This window comes from Pseudomonas sp. MF6755, assembly GCF_016405635.1.
GTDB lineage: Bacteria > Pseudomonadota > Gammaproteobacteria > Pseudomonadales > Pseudomonadaceae > Aquipseudomonas > Aquipseudomonas haemolytica.
The window spans coordinates 244076-265358 of record NZ_JAEKDA010000004.1; the positions used below are offsets into that span (position 1 = coordinate 244076).

The 21283-nt window shown below is 61.7% G+C and carries 17 protein-coding genes; 9 read left to right on the forward strand and 8 right to left on the reverse strand.

Going from position 1 to position 21283, the window contains the following annotated elements; genetic code table 11:
* Positions 1 to 16: 16 nt before the first annotated feature.
* The 8 genes from JFT66_RS06700 to JFT66_RS06735 are packed head-to-tail and all read left to right on the forward strand — an operon-like array spanning position 17 to position 6482.
* The gene (locus JFT66_RS06700; RefSeq protein WP_198859014.1) at positions 17 to 1264 is read left to right on the forward strand and encodes an NAD(P)/FAD-dependent oxidoreductase; all 1248 of its coding nucleotides are present in this window, start codon (positions 17 to 19) and stop codon (positions 1262 to 1264) included.
* The gene (locus JFT66_RS06705; RefSeq protein ID WP_198859015.1) at positions 1261 to 2010 is read left to right on the forward strand and encodes a class I SAM-dependent methyltransferase; all 750 of its coding nucleotides are present in this window, start codon (positions 1261 to 1263) and stop codon (positions 2008 to 2010) included. The genes JFT66_RS06700 and JFT66_RS06705 overlap by 4 nt, the downstream gene beginning before the upstream one ends.
* Positions 2007 to 2489, forward strand: a complete 483-nt coding sequence (locus JFT66_RS06710; protein WP_198859016.1) for a hypothetical protein — start codon at positions 2007 to 2009, stop codon at positions 2487 to 2489. Before JFT66_RS06705 ends, JFT66_RS06710 begins: the two co-directional genes overlap by 4 nt.
* Entirely contained in the window at positions 2486 to 3652 is a 1167-nt protein-coding gene (locus JFT66_RS06715; protein ID WP_198859017.1) for a beta-ketoacyl-[acyl-carrier-protein] synthase family protein, read from the forward strand. The genes JFT66_RS06710 and JFT66_RS06715 overlap by 4 nt, the downstream gene beginning before the upstream one ends.
* Entirely contained in the window at positions 3649 to 4110 is a 462-nt protein-coding gene (locus JFT66_RS06720; RefSeq protein ID WP_198859018.1) for an ApeP family dehydratase, read from the forward strand. The genes JFT66_RS06715 and JFT66_RS06720 overlap by 4 nt, the downstream gene beginning before the upstream one ends.
* Positions 4107 to 4835 (forward strand): 3-oxoacyl-ACP reductase FabG, encoded by a 729-nt coding sequence (gene fabG / locus JFT66_RS06725; protein ID WP_153871572.1) that lies wholly within the window; start codon positions 4107 to 4109, stop codon positions 4833 to 4835. Before JFT66_RS06720 ends, fabG begins: the two co-directional genes overlap by 4 nt.
* Complete coding sequence (locus tag JFT66_RS06730) at positions 4835 to 6061, forward strand: beta-ketoacyl-ACP synthase (RefSeq protein WP_034117353.1); 1227 nt, start codon at positions 4835 to 4837, stop codon at positions 6059 to 6061. Before fabG ends, JFT66_RS06730 begins: the two co-directional genes overlap by 1 nt.
* Before the next feature lie 25 nt (positions 6062 to 6086).
* Positions 6087 to 6482: a hypothetical protein gene (locus JFT66_RS06735; RefSeq protein ID WP_034117352.1), complete on the forward strand. Its 396-nt coding sequence runs from the start codon at positions 6087 to 6089 to the stop codon at positions 6480 to 6482.
* A gap of 122 nt (positions 6483 to 6604) precedes the next feature.
* On the opposite strand, the gene JFT66_RS06740 is transcribed toward JFT66_RS06735, so the two are convergent.
* Positions 6605 to 7498 carry a LysR family transcriptional regulator gene (locus tag JFT66_RS06740; protein WP_198859019.1) on the reverse strand — a complete coding sequence of 298 codons (894 nt, stop codon included), beginning with the start codon at positions 7496 to 7498 and terminating at the stop codon, positions 6605 to 6607.
* 180 nt (positions 7499 to 7678) lie between these two features.
* Here JFT66_RS06740 and JFT66_RS06745 point away from each other — a divergent pair, with 180 nt between their 5' ends.
* On the forward strand, positions 7679 to 8896 hold the full coding sequence (locus JFT66_RS06745) for an MFS transporter (protein WP_442963598.1): 1218 nt from the start codon (positions 7679 to 7681) through the stop codon (positions 8894 to 8896).
* 119 nt (positions 8897 to 9015) lie between these two features.
* Here the strand turns inward: JFT66_RS06745 and hemE are convergent, their stop codons facing one another.
* The 7 genes from hemE to JFT66_RS06780 all read right to left on the reverse strand — a co-directional run bounded on the left by hemE (position 9016) and on the right by JFT66_RS06780 (position 21237).
* On the reverse strand, positions 9016 to 10083 hold the full coding sequence (hemE, locus tag JFT66_RS06750; protein ID WP_034117349.1) for a uroporphyrinogen decarboxylase: 1068 nt from the start codon (positions 10081 to 10083) through the stop codon (positions 9016 to 9018).
* Between the two features lie 243 nt (positions 10084 to 10326).
* Positions 10327 to 11745: an FAD-dependent oxidoreductase gene (locus tag JFT66_RS06755; RefSeq protein WP_003187920.1), complete on the reverse strand. Its 1419-nt coding sequence runs from the start codon at positions 11743 to 11745 to the stop codon at positions 10327 to 10329.
* A gap of 32 nt (positions 11746 to 11777) precedes the next feature.
* Entirely contained in the window at positions 11778 to 16223 is a 4446-nt protein-coding gene (gene gltB / locus JFT66_RS06760) for a glutamate synthase large subunit (RefSeq protein ID WP_034117348.1), read from the reverse strand.
* Between the two features lie 352 nt (positions 16224 to 16575).
* Entirely contained in the window at positions 16576 to 18153 is a 1578-nt protein-coding gene (locus JFT66_RS06765; RefSeq protein WP_034117347.1) for an SPOR domain-containing protein, read from the reverse strand.
* A 9-nt stretch (positions 18154 to 18162) separates the two neighbouring features.
* Complete coding sequence (gene aroB, locus JFT66_RS06770) at positions 18163 to 19263, reverse strand: 3-dehydroquinate synthase (RefSeq protein WP_024072965.1); 1101 nt, start codon at positions 19261 to 19263, stop codon at positions 18163 to 18165.
* A gap of 125 nt (positions 19264 to 19388) precedes the next feature.
* Positions 19389 to 19907, reverse strand: a complete 519-nt coding sequence (gene aroK / locus JFT66_RS06775) for a shikimate kinase AroK (RefSeq protein WP_003187914.1) — start codon at positions 19905 to 19907, stop codon at positions 19389 to 19391.
* A 4-nt stretch (positions 19908 to 19911) separates the two neighbouring features.
* Entirely contained in the window at positions 19912 to 21237 is a 1326-nt protein-coding gene (locus JFT66_RS06780; protein WP_034117346.1) for a type IV pilus secretin PilQ, read from the reverse strand.
* Between the last annotated feature and the right edge of the window lie 46 nt (positions 21238 to 21283).

The window sequence follows — 21283 nt, forward strand, 5'->3', positions numbered from 1 at the left end:
GCGGCAAGGAGCCCTCGTGCCTATAGTTGAAATGGAACGTCGCCAGGTGGTGGTGATCGGTGCCGGGCCTTCCGGTGCCATCGCGGCCGCGCTGCTAAAGCGCAAAGGGCATGATGTATTGATCATCGAGCGCGAGCATTTCCCACGCTTCTCGATTGGCGAAAGCCTGCTGTCGCACTGCATCGACTTTATCGAAGAAGCCGGCATGCTCGACGCCGTACAAGCGGCGGGCTTCCAGGTAAAAACCGGCGCCGCATTCGCCTGGGGCGAACGCTACAGTGCGTTTGATTTTGGCGACACGTTCAGCAACGGCAAGCCCACCACCTTCCAGGTGCAGCGCGGCGAGTTCGATAAGTTGCTGGCCGATCAGGCGGCGTTGCAAGGCGTAGAAATTCGCTATGGCCAGACCATTGCCGGGGTGGATTTCTCCGGCGAGTGCCGCTACCTGCATGTGCGTCGGGAGAATGGCAGCGCGTACCACATCAAGGCTAAATTCGTGCTCGATGCCAGCGGTTATGGCCGTGTGCTGCCGCGCCTGCTGGACCTTGAGGCGCCGTCGAACTTCCCGCTGCGCCAGGCCGTGTTTACCCACGTCGAAGACCGCATCGAACACCCAGGCTTTGACCGCACCAAAATCCTGGTGACCACTCACCCGACCCAGCGCGATATCTGGTTCTGGACTATCCCGTTCAGTAACGGCCGTTGCTCGGTGGGCGTGGTGGCGGCCAAGGAGCATTTCGACGGCCGCAACAGCGACCTCGACGCCTGCCTGCGCAGCTTCATCGATGAAACCCCAAGCCTGGCCGGCGTGCTCAAAAATGCCGTGTGGGACACCCCGGCGCGCAGCATCGGCGGCTACGCGGCCAACGTCAAAACCCTGCACGGCCCGGGCTTTGCGCTGCTGGGCAACGCGGCGGAATTCCTCGACCCGGTGTTCTCTTCGGGCGTGACCATCGCCATGCGCTCGGCGAGCATGGCCACCGCCGTTCTGCATCGTCAGCTCAACGGCGAAACCGTCGACTGGCAAAGCGAATTTGCCGAGCCCTTGAAGCGCGGGGTCGACACCTTCCGCTGCTACGTCGAAGGCTGGTATGCCGGCACGTTCCAGGACGTGATTTTCCATCCTGGCAGCTCACCGGAGATCCGCCGCATGATCAGTTCGATCCTGGCCGGTTACGCCTGGGATGAGCGCAACCCGTTTGTCAGCGAGCCGAAACGGCGGTTGCGAATGTTGTCGGATATTTGTGCGAGTGAAGTGGTATGAGCAGCCCTGCTGTTGAAAAAAACTACCTGAGTAAAAATTACGTCGAGGAAACCAGGTTCGGCTTCTGGTTCCTGCGCAGCCACACCTGGCAACATCACGTGTTGCGCGTGGCGATCAATGACTTGCGCAGCCTGTTCAGCGAGCCACTGCCGGTGGCGCCGGTGTTGCTGGACGCCGGTTGCGGCCAGGGCAAATCCTTCCAACTGCTGCACCAGGCGTTTGCGCCCTCACGCCTGATCGGCCTGGATGCCGACCCCCACAGCCTGGAACTGAGCCGCGCAGAAGCGGCGCGCCAGGGCCTGGCTGTCGAGCTGATCGGCAGTGACTGCGCCACCCTTGATGTGCCGGACGCCAGCGTCGATATCCTGTTCTGCCACCAGACCTTCCACCATCTGGTCGAGCAACATCGCGCGCTCAAGGAGTTTTATCGGGTACTCAAACCCGGAGGTTATTTACTGTTTGCCGAATCCACCGAAGCCTATATCGACACCTGGGTGATTCGCTGGCTGTTCCGTCACCCGATGCATGTGCAGAAAAGCGCCGAACAGTACCTGGAGATGCTCCACGAGCAGGGCTTTGAATTCGACTCGCAGAATGTCTCGTACCCGTACCTGTGGTGGAGCCGCTCCAGCGACTTCGGCCTGCTGGAACGCTGGGGCCTGCGCAAGGCGCCGCCAGTGGGCCAGCGTGAGGAAACCCTGGTCAACTGCGTGGCGCGTAAACCGCTGGAGAGCGCAGCCTCATGATTCGCCTGCTGCTGATAGGTTGCCTGTTGCTGCTGAGCGCCTGCGCCAGCCAGGCGCCGCTGCCAGAAAAAAACCCGGCCCTGGCCTTGCCGATGCAACTGCATGTGCAGCGACTGGCGGACGGCCAGAGCCAGGACTGGCTGCTGGTGATCCAGCACGAAGGCAACGCGATTCGCTGGTCGATGATGGACCCATTGGGCATTCCCCTGGCCCGGCAGAAACTGCTCGATGGGCAATGGCAGGCCGACGGCTTGCTGCCGCCCAATCCCCAGGCTCGCGAGCTGTTTGCCGCACTGCTGTTTGCCCTGACCTCGGCCGGTGAGGTGCCGGCGCTGTACCCGAACGCCCAGGCGATGGACCTGACGCGCACGCTGCCGGGCCATTGGCAGATCGTCTATCAGTCCTCCGAAGTGTTCAGCGTAAACCTGGCGGGCCAGCCATTGCGTTATCGCATCACCCCGCTGGGGGCAGGCCGATGACCGCTTACCTGAATGCCCTCGGTGTGATCTGCGCCCTTGGCCGCGGCCAGGCCGAAGTCAGCCGCCACCTGTTTGCCGGCGACTGCTCAGGCATGCGCGCCGAAAGCGGTTGGGTGCCGGAGCGCGTGGTGCCAGTGGCGGCCGTGCACGGCGAACTGGTGCCCCTGCCGGAGCAATTACGTCAGCAGAGCAGCCGCAATAACCAGTTGCTGCTGGAAGCGGCGTTGCAGATCGAAGATGAGATCCGCCAGGCGATCCAAATCCATGGCCCTGGCCGGGTCGGCATCGTGCTCGGCACCAGCACTTCAGGCATCGACGAAGCCAGCCGTGGCATTGCCCACTACCTGCGCGACAAGCAGTTCCCCGGCGACTACGACTACCAGCAACAGGAACTCAGCGCCCCGGCGAACTTCCTCGCCGACTGGCTGCAATTGAGCGGCCCGGCCTATGTAATTTCCACCGCCTGCACGTCCAGCGCGCGTGCGCTGATGAGTGCCCAGCGCCTGTTGGACCTGGGGGTGTGCGATGCGGTGATCTGTGGTGGCGTCGACAGCCTGTGCAAGCTGACACTCAACGGTTTTACTTCACTGGAGGCGGTATCCAGCGCGCGCTGCAACCCGTTTTCGGTAAACCGCAACGGCATCAATATCGGTGAAGCGGCGGTGCTGTTCTTGATGAGCCGCGAGCCGGCACCCATTGCCTTACTGGGCAGCGGCGCCAGTTGTGACGCGCACCATATCTCCGCGCCCGAGCCCAGTGGCAAAGGCGCGCTGCAGGCGATGCGCAAGGCGTTGGCCAACGCGAAACTGGCCCCCGAGCAGATCGGCTACCTGAACCTGCACGGCACCGCCACCCAACACAACGACGCCATGGAAAGCCTGGCGGTCGCCAGCTTGTTCCAAGGCGGCGTAGCCTGCTCGTCGACCAAGCCCATGACCGGCCACACCCTGGGCGCCGCCGGTGCCTTGGAAGCGGCGTTCTGCTGGCTGAGCCTGACCCACGGCCTGCTGCCACCCCACGTTTGGGACGGCCACGCCGACCCGGCGCTGCCGGCCTTGCAGTGGACGCGCAGCGGCGACACCCTGAAAAAAACCTGCCTGATGAGCAACTCGTTTGCCTTCGGCGGTAACAACGTCAGCCTGATAATCGCAGAGGCCCCATGATCGATTGGCCACTTGCCGAACTACTGCCCCACGCGGGCGACATGATCCTGATCGACCAGGTGCTGTCGTTCGATGAAGAGCAGATCCGCGCCCGCGTCACCGTCAAGCCCGGCGGCCTGTTCAACCGCCCTGACGGCAGCCTGCCGGCCTGGGTCGGCCTGGAATTGATGGCGCAAAGCGTCGCCGCTTATGCCGGTTGCCGTGCGCGCCAGCGAGGCCAGGCGGTGGAACTGGGTTTCCTGTTGGGCACACGTAAATTCGAATGCAACGTGGAGCACTTTCCCGCCGGCGCCGAGCTGAATATCCACGGCCTGCGCTCCCTGGAAGACGACAACGGCATGGGTGTGTTCGAATGCCACCTCACCGGCGACGGCATCCAGGCCAGCGCCCGCTTGAACGTATTTCGACCGCCCCAGGCGGCCAACTATTTAGATGAATCGAAGGACGAAACGCCATGACTGAATCCGTACTGGTCACCGGCTCCAGCCGTGGCATCGGCCGCGCCATTGCCCTGCGCCTGGCCCAGGCCGGCCATGACATCGTGCTGCATTGCCGCAGTGGCCGGGCTGAAGCCGACGCGGTGCAGGTCGAGATCGAGGCCCTGGGGCGCAAGGCGCGGGTGCTGCAATTCGACGTTTGCGACCGCGCCAGTTGCAAGGCCATCCTGGAGGCTGATGTGGAGGAATATGGTGCCTACTACGGCGTGGTGCTCAATGCCGGCCTGACCCGCGACGGCGCGTTCCCGGCCTTGTCGGAAGACGACTGGGACGTGGTGATGCGTACCAACCTCGACGGTTTCTACAACGTGCTGCACCCGGTGATGATGCCGATGATTCGCCGTCGCGCCGCCGGGCGTATTGTGTGTATCACTTCGGTTTCGGGGTTGATCGGCAACCGCGGCCAGGTTAACTACAGCGCGTCCAAAGCTGGCTTGATCGGCGCAGCCAAGGCGTTGGCGATCGAGCTGGGCAAGCGCAAGATCACCGTCAACTGCGTGGCGCCTGGCCTGATCGACACGGCGATGCTGGATGAAAACGTACCGGTAGAAGAGTTGATGAAAATGATCCCGGCGCAGCGCATGGGTACGCCGGAAGAAGTTGCCGGCGCGGTGAATTTCCTGATGTCGGCCGAAGCCGGCTATATCACGCGCCAGGTGCTGGCTGTGAACGGAGGCTTGTGCTGATGAAGCGCGTCGTCGTCACCGGCATGGCCGGCATGACCTCCCTGGGCAGCGACTGGGAGACCATCGCCGCCAACTTTCGCGCCAACCGCAGCGGCATCCGGCGCATGGATGAGTGGGATCGCTTCACCGAACTGAACACGCGCCTGGCCGGGCCCATCGACGACTTCGTCGTGCCCTCGCACTGGACGCGCAAGCAACTGCGCAGCATGGGCCGCGTCTCGCGCCTGGCGGTGTGGGCGGCGGAACAGGCGTTGCAGGACGCCGGCCTGCTCGGCGACGAGTCGATCAAGGACGGACGCATGGGCGTGGCCTGTGGCTCGTCCACCGGCAGCACCGATGAGATCAAGGCGTTCGGCAACATGCTGCTCAACTCGGTGGCCGAGGGGCTCAACGCCAACTCCTATGTACGCATGATGCCCCACACCACGGCGGCGAATATCAGCATCTTCTTTGGCCTGACCGGGCGTTTGATCCCCACCTCCAGCGCCTGCACCAGCGGCAGTCAGGGTATCGGTTACGCCTACGAGGCAATCAAGTTCGGGCGCTTGCCGTTGATGCTCGCTGGCGGCGCCGAAGAACTGTGCCCCACTGAAGCCATGGTGTTCGATGCGCTCTACGCCACCAGCTTGAAAAACGATGCACCGCAAACAAGCCCACGCCCCTACGACAGCGGCCGCGATGGCCTGGTGATCGGCGAAGGCGGTGGCATGCTGGTGCTCGAAGAATTGGAGCATGCCCTGGCCCGGGGTGCGCATATCCACGCTGAGCTGGTCGGTTTCGGCAGCAACGCCGACGGCCAGCACACCACCCGCCCGGAACAGAAAACCATGCGCCGTGCCATGGAGTTGGCCCTGGAAGATGCAGGCCTTGAGCCGTCTGCCATCGGCTACGTGAACGGCCATGGTACTGCCACCGACCAGGGCGACATCGCCGAAACCCTGGCCACCAGCAGCCTGTTCGGCAGCCGCATGCCGATCAGCTCGCAGAAGAGCTTCCTCGGCCACACCCTGGGTGCCTGCGGCGCTCTGGAGTCGTGGTTCAGCATCGAGATGATGAACCGTGACCAATACGTGCACACCTTCAACCTGGATTCCGTCGACCCGCAATGCGGCGAACTGGATTACCTGCAAGGGGGCTTTCGCCAGATGCACCACGACTACGTGATGAACAACAACTTTGCCTTTGGCGGCGTCAACACTTCGCTGATCTTCCGCCGCTGGTCCTGACATTAAATCGATTGGAGAAAACGGAATGTCTTCCTTGCTACGCGCTACCCTGATCACCCTGGCCTTGCTGACCACCGCCGGCTGCACCAACAAACCGGTGCTCAACACCCAACATGAGTTGCCGGCCACGAGCCAGGTCAGCGAAGAAAAAATGAAACAGGTGATCGTCGCCGCCTTGCAGAAACGCGAGTGGACGGTGCAACGCCTGAGCCCGCAACTGGTGCAGGCCGAGATCACCGTGCGCGGCCAGTTCTATGCAGCAATCGATATCCGCTACAGCCGCAACAGCTACGCCATCACCTACCGCGACAGCCGCGACCTGGGCTACAAGGACGGCAAGATCCATCGCAACTACAACCGCTGGGTGAGCATGCTGGACCGGGATATTTTGGCGGGGTTGCGCTCGGCTGGAATACAGTAAGGCCAAATGTGGGAGGGGGCTTGCTCCCGATAGCGGTGGTTCAGTTAGAGATGCTGAGACTGACACACTGCTATCGGGAGCAAGCCCCCTCCCACATGAGATATGCCTTGTTCTCAAGGGTGTTATTCAGAAGCCCTGTGCGTCAACAACTCCACAAACGCCTTCGCCATCGGCGTTTGTACGCCCTTTCGCTGTACCAGCCACACCGCTGTCATCGCCTCCGGGTCCAGCAAGGTGCGATAGACCACCCCATCGATGCGGATGCGCTGGTAAGACGCCGGCAACACCGACACGCCCAACCCCGCCGCCACCAGGCCGATGATAGTCATCGCCTCCCCCGCTTCCTGGGCAAAGTGCGGGCTGAACCCGGCGTCGCGAGCCAGGCTGAGCAGTTGGGCGTACAGACCGCTGCCGTAGGTGCGTGGGAAAAATACAAAGGGTTCCTGCGCCAGTTGCGCCAGGTGCAGGCCGCGCTCGCTGCCTTCCACCAACGGATGGCCAGCGCTCAATACGGCAACCAGGGGCTCGCGCATCAGCTCGATCACGCTCAGCGAATCAGGCAACGGCAAAGGCCGCATCAGCCCGACCTGGATCGACTCATCCACCAGCGACTCGGCCACCTGGGTGCTGCTCATCTCTTGCAGGTTGAGGTGCACCGCCGGGAAAGCCTGGCGAAACGCAAAGATCGCCTGGGGAATACTGGAATTGAACGGCGCGGAAGATGTGAAGCCGATCTTCAGTTCGCCGAGTTCGCCCAACTGCGCCCTGCGCGCCACATCCGCCGCCTTGTCGACCTGGGCCAGCACCAGCCGCGCCTCTTGCAGGAACAGGCGCCCGGCCTCGCTCAGCTCGACCCGACGATTGGTACGCTCAAATAACCGCGCGCCCACCTCTTGCTCCAGTGCCTGGATCTGCTGGCTCAAGGGCGGTTGTGAGATGCCCAGCACCTGCGCGGCGCGGCCAAAGTGCAGTTCTTCAGCGACGGCGATGAAGTACCGCAGGTGACGTAATTCCATGCACACCTCATTAGGTCGTAGAACCTATCAAACAGGTCGAACAATATATTGGAAAGAATCATTAGGCAGCTATATTCTTTTTTGCATTGTCGGTCCTGGCAGTCTTTCCTCCCCGAGGTCCCTGTGAACCCTGCTGTTGCTCCACTCGCCCAAGAAACGTCGCCCAGCGCCCTCGATGAAGTGGTGGCGCAGCTCAATGACGAGTACATCGAAAAAGGCACGCCGATGTTCATGCGCACGGTGTTGGCGCTGTTCTCCGGCGGGTTTGCCACCTTTGCCCTGTTGTATTGCGTACAGCCGATGATGCCGGCGCTGTCCCATGAGTTTTCCATCAATGCGGCGCAAAGCAGCCTGATTCTTTCGGTTGCGACCGCGATGCTCGCCTGCGGCTTGCTGATCACCGGGCCGATATCCGACAGGCTGGGGCGCAAGCCGGTGATGGTCGCCGCGTTGTTCTGTGCGGCGCTGGCCACCATCGCCAGCGGTCTGATGCCGACCTGGGAGGGGATTCTGCTGATGCGGGCGCTGGTGGGCCTGTCCCTGAGCGGCTTGGCCGCCGTAGCCATGACTTATCTCAGCGAAGAGATCCACCCTCAGCACATCGGCCTGGCCATGGGCCTGTACATTGGCGGTAACGCGATTGGCGGCATGAGCGGCCGACTGATCATCGGCGTGTTGATCGACTTCGTCAGCTGGCACACCGCAATGCTGATCATCGGCGCCCTGGCCCTGATCGCCGCCACGGTGTTCTGGAAGATCCTCCCCGAATCGCGCAACTTCCGCGCCAGCAGCCTCAAGCCGCGCAGCCTGGTGGATGGCTTTGTCATGCACTTCAAGGATGCGGGCCTGCCGTGGCTGTTCCTTGAAGCATTCCTGCTGATGGGCGCCTTCGTGACGATGTTCAACTACATCGGCTATCGCCTGCTGGCCTCACCGTATGAGCTGAGCCAGGCAGTGGTGGGCCTGCTGTCGCTGGTGTACCTGTCGGGTATCTACAGCTCGGCGAAAATAGGCTCGTTGGCCGACCGCCTTGGCCGCCGTCGTGTGCTGTGGGGCACTATCGTCTTGATGCTATCGGGGATGTTACTGACGCTGTTCACGCCGCTGTGGCTGGTAGTGCCGGGCATGCTGGTGTTCACTTTCGGCTTCTTCGGCGCGCATTCGGTGGCCAGCAGTTGGATCGGCCGTCGCGCGGTCAAGGCCAAGGGACAAGCGTCGTCGCTGTATCTGTTCTGCTATTACGTGGGGTCGAGCATTGCCGGTACGGCGGGCGGGTTCTTCTGGCACTTTGCCGGGTGGAACGGGATTGGCGGGTTTATCGTCGCGTTGTTGATGGGTGCGTTGCTGGTGGCGCTGAAGCTGGCGAAGTTGCCGCCGTTGGGCCGAGCGAGGGCCTGAGGCTCTCCGGTTTTTAAAATGTGGGAGGGGGCTTGCTCCCGATGGCGGTGGTTCAGTTAAGGATACTGAGACTGACACACCGCTATCGGGAGCAAGCCCCCTCCCACATTTTTTGCGTTTTACTCGTGGTACTGCGCCGACAGCTCATGCACTGCACGCAGGAACGCCCCAGCATGCTCCGGGTTCACTTCCGGGGTGATGCCATGGCCGAGGTTGAACACATGCCCGGAGCCCTTGCCATAGCTGGCGAGGATGCGGCCGACTTCTGTGCGGATCGCTTCCGGCTTGGCGTAGAGCACGGTCGGGTCCATGTTGCCTTGCAGCGCGACCTGGTTACCAACGCGACGGCGGGCTTCGCCGAGGTCGCAGGTCCAGTCCAGGCCCAGTGCATCGGCGCCGGCGTCGGCGATGCTTTCCAGCCACAGGCCGCCGCCCTTGGTGAACATGATGACGGGGACTTTGCGGCCTTCGTGTTCGCGGATCAGGCCGCTGACGATCTTGCGCATGTAGGCCAGGGAGAATTCCTGGTACGCCGCCGACGACAGGTTGCCGCCCCAGGTGTCGAAGATCTGCACGGCTTGGGCGCCGGCCATGATCTGGCCGTTGAGGTACGAGGTGACCGACTGCGCCAGCTTGTCCAGCAGCAGGTGCATGGCTTGCGGGTTGTCGTAGAGCATGGCCTTGGTCTTGCGGAAGTCTTTCGACGAGCCGCCTTCGACCATGTAGGTGGCGAGGGTCCACGGGCTGCCGGAGAAGCCGATCAACGGCACGCGGCCATTGAGCTCGCGGCGAATGGTGCTGACCGCATCCATCACATAGCCAAGGTCTTTGTGCGGATCAGGAATCGGCAGGGCTTCGATATCGGCCAGGGTGCTGACGACTTTCTTGAAGCGCGGGCCTTCGCCGGTCTCGAAGTACAGGCCTTGGCCCATGGCGTCGGGGATGGTGAGGATGTCGGAGAAGAGGATGGCCGCGTCCAGTTGTGGGTAGCGGTCCAGCGGCTGCATCGTGACTTCGCAGGCGAACTCCGGGTTCATGCACAGGCTCATGAAGTCGCCGGCATTGGCGCGACTGGCGCGGTATTCCGGCAGGTAGCGACCGGCTTGACGCATCATCCACACGGGGGTGACGTCTACAGGTTGCTTGAGCAGGGCACGAAGGAAACGGTCGTTCTTGAGGGCAGTCATGTCGGCATCCGCAAAAAAAGTGCGGGCATTTTCTCAGAGCCAGACGCAAAAGGCACGGAATGCGCCGTGCCTTTTGTCTATCGGGTCAATTTGTCGCGGTAGCTTGAACACAGCACAAAACAAATGTGGGAGGGGGCTTGCCCCCGATTGCGGTGTGTCAGTCTCAGTATCTGTCACTGAACCACCGCTATCGGGGGCAAGCCCCCTCCCACATTTTGATCCCATTCCAACTCGGGATGAGGGTCAGACTTGCAGGTAATCCAGGATCCCTTCGGCGGCGTTGCGGCCTTCGAAGATCGCGGTCACTACCAGGTCAGACCCGCGCACCATATCGCCACCGGCGAAGATTTTCGGGTTGCTGGTCTGGTGCTTGTACTGGCCTTGTTCCGGGGCCACTACACGGCCCTGGCTGTCGGTCTGGATTTCGAACTGCTCGAACCACGGCGCCGGGCTTGGGCGGAAGCCGAAGGCGATGACCACGGCGTCGGCCGGGATGATTTCTTCGGAGCCCGGGATCGGCTCGGGGCTGCGACGGCCACGGGCATCCGGCTCGCCGAGACGCGTCTCGACTACCTTCACACCTTCGACACGGTCTTCACCGACGATGGCAATCGGCTGGCGGTTGTAGAGGAATTTCACGCCTTCTTCCTTGGCGTTCTTCACCTCTTTGCGCGAGCCGGGCATGTTGGCTTCGTCACGACGATACGCACAGGTCACCGACTTGGCGCCCTGGCGAATTGACGTACGGTTGCAGTCCATCGCCGTGTCGCCACCGCCCAGTACCACGACCTTCTTGCCCTTCATGTCGACGAAATCTTCCGGCGACTTTTCAAAGCCCAGGTTGCGGTTGACGTTGGCGATCAGGAAGTCGAGCGCGTCGTACACGCCCGGCAGGTCCTCGCCGGCAAAGCCGCCCTTCATGTAGGTGTAGGTGCCCATGCCCATGAATACCGCATCGTATTCGGCGAGCAGTTGCTCCATGGTGATGTCCTTGCCGATTTCGGTATTGAGACGGAACTCGATACCCATGCCGGTGAAGACTTCACGACGGTGACTCAGTACGGTTTTTTCCAGCTTGAACTCGGGAATGCCGAAGGTCAGCAGGCCACCGATTTCAGGGTTCTTGTCGAACACCACCGGGGTCACGCCACCCCGCACCAATACGTCGGCACAACCCAGGCCAGCCGGGCCGGCGCCGATGATCGCGACGCGCTTGCCGGTCGGTTTGACCTTGGACATGTCCGGGCGCCAACCCATGGCGAACGCAGTGTCGGTGATGTACTTCTCCACCGAGCCGATGGTCACCGCGCCGAAACCGTCGTTGAGGGTGCAGGCACCCTCGCACAGACGGTCCTGTGGGCACACCCGGCCGCAGACTTCCGGCAGGGTATTGGTCTGGTGCGACAACTCGGCGGCGGCGAGGATGTTGCCCTCGGCCACCAGCTTGAGCCAGTTGGGAATGAAGTTGTGCACCGGGCACTTCCATTCGCAATACGGGTTACCGCACCCCAGGCAGCGGTGGGCCTGGTCGGCCGAGTGCTGGGGTTTGAAGGGTTCGTAGATCTCCACGAACTCTTTCTTGCGTTGACGCAACAGTTTCTTCTTCGGATCTTTGCGCCCGACATCGATGAACTGGAAGTCGTTATTCAGACGTTCAGCCATGTTAAAACCTCATCAAACTGTTCAGGCGCATATCACTGCGGGTTGGCACGGATGCTGGAAAGCAACGATTTCAGGTTGGCAGCCTTGGGCTTGACCAGCCAGAAACGACGCAGGTAATCATCGAGGTTCTCGGCGAGGTTACGACCCCATTCGCTGCCGGTTTCCTCGACGTACTCGTCCAGCACGTGCTGCAAGTGGTTCCGGTAGGACTCCATGGCTTCACCGCTGATCCGCTGGATCTCGACCAACTCGTGGTTGACCTTGTCGACGAAGGTGTTGTCCTGGTCGAGCACGTAGGCGAAACCGCCGGTCATGCCCGAACCGAAGTTGTAACCGGTCTTGCCCAGTACCGCGACAAAGCCTCCGGTCATGTACTCGCAGCAGTGATCGCCCGTACCTTCCACCACGGTGTGGGCACCGGAGTTACGCACAGCGAAACGCTCACCGGCGGTCCCGGCGGCGAACAGCTTGCCACCGGTGGCGCCGTACAAGCAGGTGTTGCCGATGATGGCACTGTCCTGGCTCTTGTAGACGCTGCCTTTAGGCGCAACGATCACCAGCTTGCCGCCGGTCATGCCCTTGCCCACGTAGTCGTTGGCGTCGCCTTCCAGGTACATGTGCAGGCCGCCGGCGTTCCATACGCCGAAGCTTTGGCCTGCGGTGCCCTTGAAGCGGAAAGTGATCGGCGCTTTCGCCATGCCCTGGTTGCCGTGCTTGCGTGCGATTTCGCCGGAGATGCGTGCGCCGATAGAACGGTCGCAGTTGCAGATATCCAGGGTAAATTCGCCACCGCTGGCGTCGTTGATCGAGGAACCGGCCATCTCGACCATCTTCTCGGCCAGCAGGCCTTTGTCGAACGGCGGGTTGCGGTCGACCTGGCAGAACTGTGGCTTGTCTGCCGGGATATGGTCGCTGCCCAACAGCGGCGTCAGGTCCAGATGCTGCTGCTTGGCGGTCTGGCCTTCGAGGATATCCAGCAGATCGGTACGCCCGATCAGCTCTTCCAGCGAACGCACACCCAGCTTGGCCAGCCACTCACGGGTCTCTTCGGCGACGTAGGTGAAGAAGTTCACCACCATGTCGACGGTGCCGATGTAGTGATCCTTACGCAGCTTCTCGTTTTGAGTCGCAACGCCAGTGGCGCAGTTGTTCAAGTGGCAGATGCGCAGGTACTTGCAGCCCAGGGCGATCATCGGCGCGGTGCCGAAGCCAAAGCTCTCGGCGCCGAGGATCGCGGCCTTGATCACATCGAGGCCGGTTTTCAGGCCGCCGTCGGTCTGCACCCGCACTTTGCCGCGCAGGTCGTTGCCGCGCAGGGTCTGGTGGGTTTCGGCCAGGCCGAGTTCCCACGGTGCACCGGCGTACTTGATCGAGGTCAGCGGCGATGCGCCGGTACCACCGTCGTAGCCGGAGATGGTGATCAGGTCGGCATAGGCCTTGGCCACGCCAGCGGCGATGGTGCCTACACCGGCTTCCGCTACCAGTTTCACCGAGACCAGGGCCTGCGGGTTAACCTGCTTCAGGTCGAAGATCAGCTGCGACAAGTCTTCAATCGAGTAGATGTCGTGGTGCGGCGGTGGCGAAATCAGGGTCACACCCGGCACGGCATAACGCAGCTTGGCAATCAGGCCATTGACCTTGCCGCCTGGCAACTGGCCGCCTTCACCGGGCTTGGCGCCTTGGGCAACTTTGATCTGCAGCACTTCGGCGTTGACCAGGTATTCCGGGGTGACCCCGAAACGGCCGGTTGCCACTTGCTTGATTTTCGAGCTCTTGATGGTGCCGTAGCGCGCCGGGTCTTCGCCGCCTTCGCCGGAGTTAGAACGCGCACCCAGGCGGTTCATGGCTTCGGCCAGGGCTTCGTGGGCCTCGGGGGACAAGGCACCCAGGGAAATACCGGCGGAGTCAAAGCGCTTGAGGATTGACTCCAGCGGCTCGACTTCGGCGATGTCCATCGGCGTGTCCAGGGTCTTGACCTTGAACAGGTCGCGGATCATCGACACCGGGCGGTTATCCACCAGGCTCGTGTATTCCTTGAACTTGGCGTAGTCGCCCTGCTGCACAGCGGCTTGCAGGGTGCTGACCACGTCCGGGTTGTAGGCGTGGTATTCACCACCGTGCACGAACTTGAGCAGGCCGCCTTGCTGGATCGGCTTGCGCGCGCTCCAGGCTTCGGCCGCCAGGGCTTTCTGCTCGGCTTCGATATCGACGAAACGCGCGCCCTTGATGCGGCTCGGCACGCCACGGAAGCTCATCTCGCAGACCTCTTCCGACAGGCCGATGGCTTCGAACAACTGGGCACCACGGTACGAGGTGACAGTGGAGATACCCATCTTCGACAGGATCTTCAGCAGGCCCTTGGTGATGCCTTTGCGGTAGTTCTTGAACACCTCATAGAGATCGCCCAGGACTTCACCGGTACGGATCAGGTCACCCAGCACTTCGTACGCGAGGAACGGATAAACAGCCGAAGCGCCAAAGCCGATCAGCACCGCAAAGTGATGCGGGTCACGGGCGGTAGCGGTTTCAACGAGGATGTTGGAATCGCAACGCAGGCCCTTTTCAGTCAGGCGGTGGTGCACCGCACCCGTGGCCAGCGAAGCATGGATAGGCAGCTTGCCCGGCGCGATATGGCGGTCGGTCAGCACGATCTGGGTACGACCGGCGCGCACGGCTTCTTCGGCCTGGTCGGCGACGTTACGCACAGCAGCTTCAAGGCCGAGGCTCTCGTCGTAGTTCAGGTCGATGATCTGACGGTCGAAGCCTGGACGCTCCAGGGTCATCAGTGAGCGCCACTTGGCCGGAGAGATGACCGGCGAGCTGAGGATCACGCGGGACGCATGCTCAGGCGACTCCTGGAATATGTTGCGCTCGGCACCGAGGCACACTTCCAGAGACATCACGATGGCTTCACGCAGCGGGTCGATCGGCGGGTTGGTGACCTGGGCGAACTGCTGGCGGAAATAGTCGTACGGCGTACGCACGCGCTGGGACAGCACGGCCATGGGCGTGTCGTCGCCCATGGAGCCGACCGCCTCGTAGCCTTGCTCGCCGAGCGGACGCAGCACCTGGTCGCGCTCTTCGAAGGTGACCTGGTACATCTTCATGTACTGCTTGAGTTGGTCAACGTCGTAGAAAGCCGAACCGTGGTCGTTGTCTTCCATGGTCGCCTGGATGCGCAGGGCATTCTTGCGCAGCCATTGCTTGTATGGGTGGCGGGACTTCAAACGGTTGTCGATGGCGTCGGTGTCGAGGATCTGCCCGGTTTCGGTGTCCACGGCCAAAATCTGGCCAGGGCCCACGCGGCCCTTGGCGATCACGTCTTCCGGCTTGTAGTTCCACACGCCGATTTCCGACGCCAGGGTGATGAAACCGTTGGTGGTGGTGACCCAACGCGCCGGGCGCAGACCGTTACGGTCGAGCAGGCACACCGCGTAGCGACCATCGGTCATGACCACGCCAGCCGGGCCGTCCCACGGTTCCATGTGCATCGAGTTGTATTCGTAGAACGCCCGCAGATCCGGGTCCATGGTTTCGACGTTCTGCCACGCTGGCGGAATAATCATGCGCACGCCACGGAACAGGTCGATGCCGCCGGTGACCATCAGTTCGAGCATGTTGTCCATGCTGGAGGAGTCGGAACCCACGCGGTTGACCAGCGGGCCGAGTTCTTCCAGGTCCATCAGATCGTTGGCGAACTTGGTACGACGGGCCACGGCCCAGTTACGGTTGCCGGTGATGGTGTTGATCTCGCCGTTGTGGGCGAGAAAGCGGAATGGCTGGGCCAGCGGCCATTTCGGCAAGGTATTGGTGGAAAAGCGCTGGTGGAACACGCAGATCGCTGTTTGCAGGCGCTCATCGCTCAGGTCTGGATAGAAGGCGGTGAGGTCCGCCGGCATCATCAGGCCTTTATAAATGATGGTCTTGTGGGAAAAGCTGCAGATGTAGTGGTCGGTGTCGGCGGCGTTGGACACCGACGAACGGCGACGGGAGGTGAACAGCTTGATCGCCATGTCCTGGTCGCTCAGGCCGTCGCCTGCGATGAACACTTGTTCGATCTGCGGCAAGCGCTCCAGGGCCAGGCGGCCGAGTACGCTGGTGTCGATTGGCACTTTGCGCCAGCCCACCAGTTGCAGGCCGGCGGCGACGATCTCGCGGTTCATGTTCTCGCGAGCGGCTTCGGCTTTTACCGGGTCTTGGTTGAAGAACACCATGCCCACGGCGTATTGCTTGGGCAGGTCGGCCGCAAAATGCTCTTTGGCGACAGCGCGCAGGAACTGGTCAGGCTTTTGAATCAGCAAGCCACAACCGTCACCGGTCTTGCCGTCGGCGTTGATCCCACCGCGGTGGGTCATGCAGGTCAGGGCCTCGATGGCCGTTTGCAGAAGGGTATGACTGGGCTCGCCCTGCATATGGGCTATCAGGCCGAAACCACAGTTATCCTTGAATTCATCGGGTTGGTACAGACCTGCTTTCATAGACACTTTCTCACCAGGCTGCCTCTTATATCGAGGCAAATTTCTTTTCAATTCAACCGGTTACCTTCCACGCCGAACGTACGCCGGCTTAGCGGGGGCAAAAGGGAGGTCATTGTACACACCGACACAGACGCTCACAAATTTAGCGACGAAATGTCGCAAATCTATGTCGCATTTATGAAAGGTTTAAAGCGATATGCTGTGCTAGTCAAAACTTTTTTAATTCTGACCGCTACGACTCAAAAGCTACTATGACGCAGACACCACAAAGCGCGCGGCTTCCAGGAAGCTGCACGCCTTGCGATTATTTTTGAGGTGCCGGGAGGGCGACCTGGGTAAGGCCGCCGGATCTTCAGCGAGTTGCTGCCAGTTCTTGTTGAACGCTGGCAACAGTGCGAGGCCAAGGTTTACCAGCCTGAACCTTCGCTGGCAAGGCCTTGATGGCAGAATCAGCTGCGGCGCGGCTTGGGAAGCTGCCGTAGGTGATCACGTAGAGAGGCTTGCCGTTGAGCACTTTCTTGAAATAACGGTACTGGCCGCCCTGCTCTTTGACAAACGCCTGGGCATTGGCTTCGGAGCTGGTGCCGAGGATCTGCACCACGAAGTTGCCGGTAGGTTGGCTGCTGTACCAGCTGCTGCCAGCGGCGCCGGCCTTGGCGACCGTGGCCGCAGGTTTTTCAGCCGGCTTGGCGGCTGGGGCCGGTGCTGGAGTCGGCTTGGCCACTGGTGCTGCGGGTTTGGCAGTGGCAACCGTCGGTGCCGGAGTCGGCTTGGCGACTGGGGCAACCGGTGTGGCGGGCGCCACTGGGGTTGCTGGCGTGCCAGCGGGTACACCGGCAGGTGGCGCGGTAGTCGTCACGGTCGGCGGCGTGGCGCTGGAGCCTTCCACCGGCACGCCGTCGTCGCCTTCGGAGATGCCACCGGCTTCTTCGGCGAGCGGGCCGCGCATCACAGGCTGGCCGACCATCGGCAGGTTGGTCGGTTGGCCTGAGTTGGCAAACTCGACGTTTGGCGTGGGCTTGCCCAGTGGCAACTGCGCCTGTTCGGTTGGCGCGCCGGCGGTGGTCGGTGCCTTGTTGCGGCCCGGGATCAACCAGGCGGCGGCTACAGCGACCACGACAACGGCGGAAATAGCCAATACGTGCTTCTTAGGCATAGTGAACCCCATCTTTGGACGCTTGACCGCAGAGCGGCTGGCAATCATGGCTTCGATCATGGCATCGCGGGCGACCTGGTTGATATTGCCAGGCCAGCCATCGGAGCTTTCGTGAATATCAGAGATCTGCGCAGCGGTGAAAAGTTCGATGCCCGCCCCGGCGCCTTCAAGACGTTGGGCCAGGTATTCGCGAGTTTCTTCCTCTTCGTACGGCTGCAGCTCGATGACGTGGAACAGCTCCTGATCGCCGCTGATCTGCTCCAGGTCGGCGATCAACGACGACTCACCAAACAGGAACACATGGGGGCGACCTTCCGGCGTACCCGCCGCCAGCGCCAACAGCGCTTCCAGGGCGGACTCGTCAAGCTGCTCGGCGTCATCTACCAGCAGGTAGACTTCCTGGCCGGTCAGGCCCAGTTGCACCACCTGCTTGAGAATCGCGTTCGGCTCCGCGTTAGCCACGTCCAACGCTTGGGCAACCTGGCGCAGCACGCCCGCCGCGTCACCGGCGCCACGGGCCGACACCACCACGCTTTGCACCGATTGCTTGTTGGTACTGGCAACCAGTGCCTGGCGCAGCAACGTCTTGCCGCTGCCCAACGGGCCGGTGACCACCAGCAACAGTTGACTGTAGCGTGCCAGGTGGTGCAGTTGCCCCAGCACGGGTTTGCGCTGGGCCGGGAAGAATTTGAAGCCCGGTACCCGCGGAGCAAATGGGTCGTGGCTTAACTGGTAGTGGCCGAGGAACGCCTCGTCGGCATGCAAACTAGTCATCGGGTCTCATTAACCTTTGAGCTGGGCCAGGGCGCGGTAATCCGCTCCCAGCGTGGCCTGTAAAATCTCTTTCGGATAATCGTCGGTCACCACCGCTTCGCCCATGTGGCGCAACAGCACCAGTCGCAGTCGACCGTCGATCACTTTCTTGTCTATTGCCATATGTTCGAGGAAATCAGCCTCGGTCATCTCCGTCGGCGGGATGACCGGCAAACCGGCGCGCTGGAACAGGCGGATACCACGATCACGCTCCTGGGCACTGATCCATCCCAGGCGTTGTGACATCTCCAATGCCATCACCGTGCCAGCCGCTACCGCTTCCCCATGCAACCACACACCATAGCCCATGTGCGTTTCGATCGCATGGCCGAAAGTGTGGCCCAGGTTCAGGGTGGCGCGCACGCCGGACTCCCGCTCGTCGGCATTTACCACCAGCGCCTTGGCGGCGCAGGAACGGGAAATGGCTTCGGTCAGGGCCACCTGGTCGAGTGCGCGCAGGGCATCCACGTGTTCTTCGAGCCAGGTCAGGAAAGGTTCGTCGCAGATCAACCCGTACTTGATGACTTCCGCCAGGCCTGCCGACAGCTCGCGCGGCGGCAAGGTGTTGAGGGTGGCGGTGTCGATCAGCACGGCTTGAGGCTGGTAGAACGCACCGACCATGTTCTTGCCCAGCGGATGGTTGATACCGGTCTTGCCGCCCACCGACGAATCAACCTGGGACAACAGGGTGGTCGGCACCTGGATAAAATCCACGCCGCGCTGGTAGCAGGCCGCGGCAAAACCGGCCATGTCGCCGATCACACCGCCGCCCAGGGCGACCACGGTGGTTCGACGGTCATGGCGCGCGGTCAGCAGGCCATCAAAGATCAGTTGCAGGGTTTCCCAGTTCTTGTGGGCTTCGCCGTCAGGTAACACCACCGAGATCACCGAATACGCCGCCAGGCTGCGGCTCAGACGCTCAAGGTACAACGGCGCGACCGTTTCGTTGGAGATGATCGCCACCTGCCGGCCGGCAATATGCGGTGCGAGCAGCTCAGGCTGGTCCAACAGACCTTCGCCAATGTGGATCGGGTAGCTGCGCTCGCCTAGATCGACCTTAAGTGTCTGCATGTGTCCCCGCGTTGAAGATGTATTGACGACCGGCAACGCCGTGATCCGACACCGCCTAATAGCTCTACGCCACACCTCGTAAGGTCATGGCGTGCCGCCGAGAATAGCGCATTTCGCGCCAGGCTTTAACGGGGTGGCAACCGTTGCAGGCGCTCAAGAATATCGAGCACCACCATTCGCGGTGGCCGCTCATCGGTTTCCACCACCAGATCGGCAATTTCCCGATACAGCGGATCGCGCAGCGCCAGCAGGTCCCGCAAGGTTTTCGCCGGGTCGGCGGTACGCAGCAACGGACGATTGCGATCACGGGCGGTGCGACCCACCTGCTGTTCGACCGACGCGTGCAAATACACCACCCGACCGCCGGCATGCAGCGCCCGACGGTTTTCGTCGCGCATCACTGCACCACCGCCGGTGGCCAATACCACACCATCGCAGCCACACAGCTCGGCAATCATCGCCTGCTCGCGGTCGCGAAAACCCAGCTCGCCTTCTTTATCGAAGATCCATGGGATATTGGCACCCGTGCGCAATTCAATTTCCTTATCGGAGTCTTTGAATGGCAGGCGCAGCTCTTTGGCCAGCAAACGGCCGATGGTGCTCTTTCCAGCCCCCATCGGTCCTACAAGAATCAAATTTCGCACAGAATCAACGACTCACAGCAATCGCCTGGTTATTCATAATACGCGGAGTCAGGAATACCAGCAGCTCGGATTTTTTCTCCGCCAGCACATCGCGCCGGAAAAGGCGGCCAAGATACGGCACATCGCCCAAAAATGGCACTTTATCTACCACTTTGCTTTGGGTGTTGGAGAAAACCCCACCAATGACGATGGTCTCGCCGTCCCTGACCAGCACCTTGGCGTTGACCTCGTTTTTCTTGATCGGCGGCACATCATTGAGCCTGTTCAGGTAGTCGGGCTCATCCTTGGTCACCTTGACCGCCATGATCACATGATCATCGGGGGTGATTTGCGGCGTGACCTCCAGCGACAGCGAAGCCTCTTTGAACGACACCGAGGTAGCACCCTGGGAGGTGGATTCCTGGTAGGGAATCTCGGTGCCCTTGAGGATGCGTGCGGTCTCCTTGTCGGAAGTGACCACCTTGGGCTGCGAGACGATTTCGCCATTGCCGGTTTTTTCCATGGCGGTCAGCTCAAGATCCAGCAGCAGGTTATCAGTGATGTAGGCAATACCCAGACCCGACGTACCGGTCAGCGAACCCAAGTCGACAAAGGGTGAACTGGGCGGGTTTTCCGGTGGCTCGGCGCCGTCCGCCAGGGGCTTGGAAATACCTCCGGCGCCCCAGTTACCACGATTGAGCCGCCCACCCCAGCGCACGCCCAGGCTTTTGTCGTAGTCGACATTGGCCTCGACAATACGCGCCTCGATCATTACCTGGCGTACGGGGATATCCAATTGCGCCACGATTCGCCGCAGCTCTTCCAGCCGCTCGCCGGTCTGGTAGGCGATGATGTTATTGGTGCGGTCATCCACTGCCACCGAGCCGCGCTCATCCGTGGCGCCCTCAAAGCCGGTCACCGACTGAAACAGCTTGGCCAGGTCCGCCGCCTTGGCGTAATTGACCTGCAATAACTCCCGACGCAACGGTGCCAGCTCAGCCATCTGCTTGCGCGACTCCAGCGCCAGCAGTTCGCGAGCGGCCAGTTCATCAGCGGGCGCCACCAGCAACACGCCGCCCTTGACCCGCTTGTCGAGGCCCTTGGTTTGCATTACCAGGTCCAGCGCCTGGTCCCAGGGCACATCCTTGAGCCTCAGGGTTATCGAGCCCTGGACCTCGTCGCTGGTCACCAGGTTGAGCCCGGCCACATCGGCGATTTGCTGCAGTACCGCCCGCAGGTCAATGTCCTGGAAATTGAGGGTCAGTCTGTCCCCCGCATAGCTGGCCGGTGATGCACTGTCGGGCGGCGGCACGTGGATCAGGTCCAGGCGATTGGGCACAGCAGCAGCCATCGGTGCCGTGAACGCTATCCATAGCGCCACACCGAAGGACGAGAAA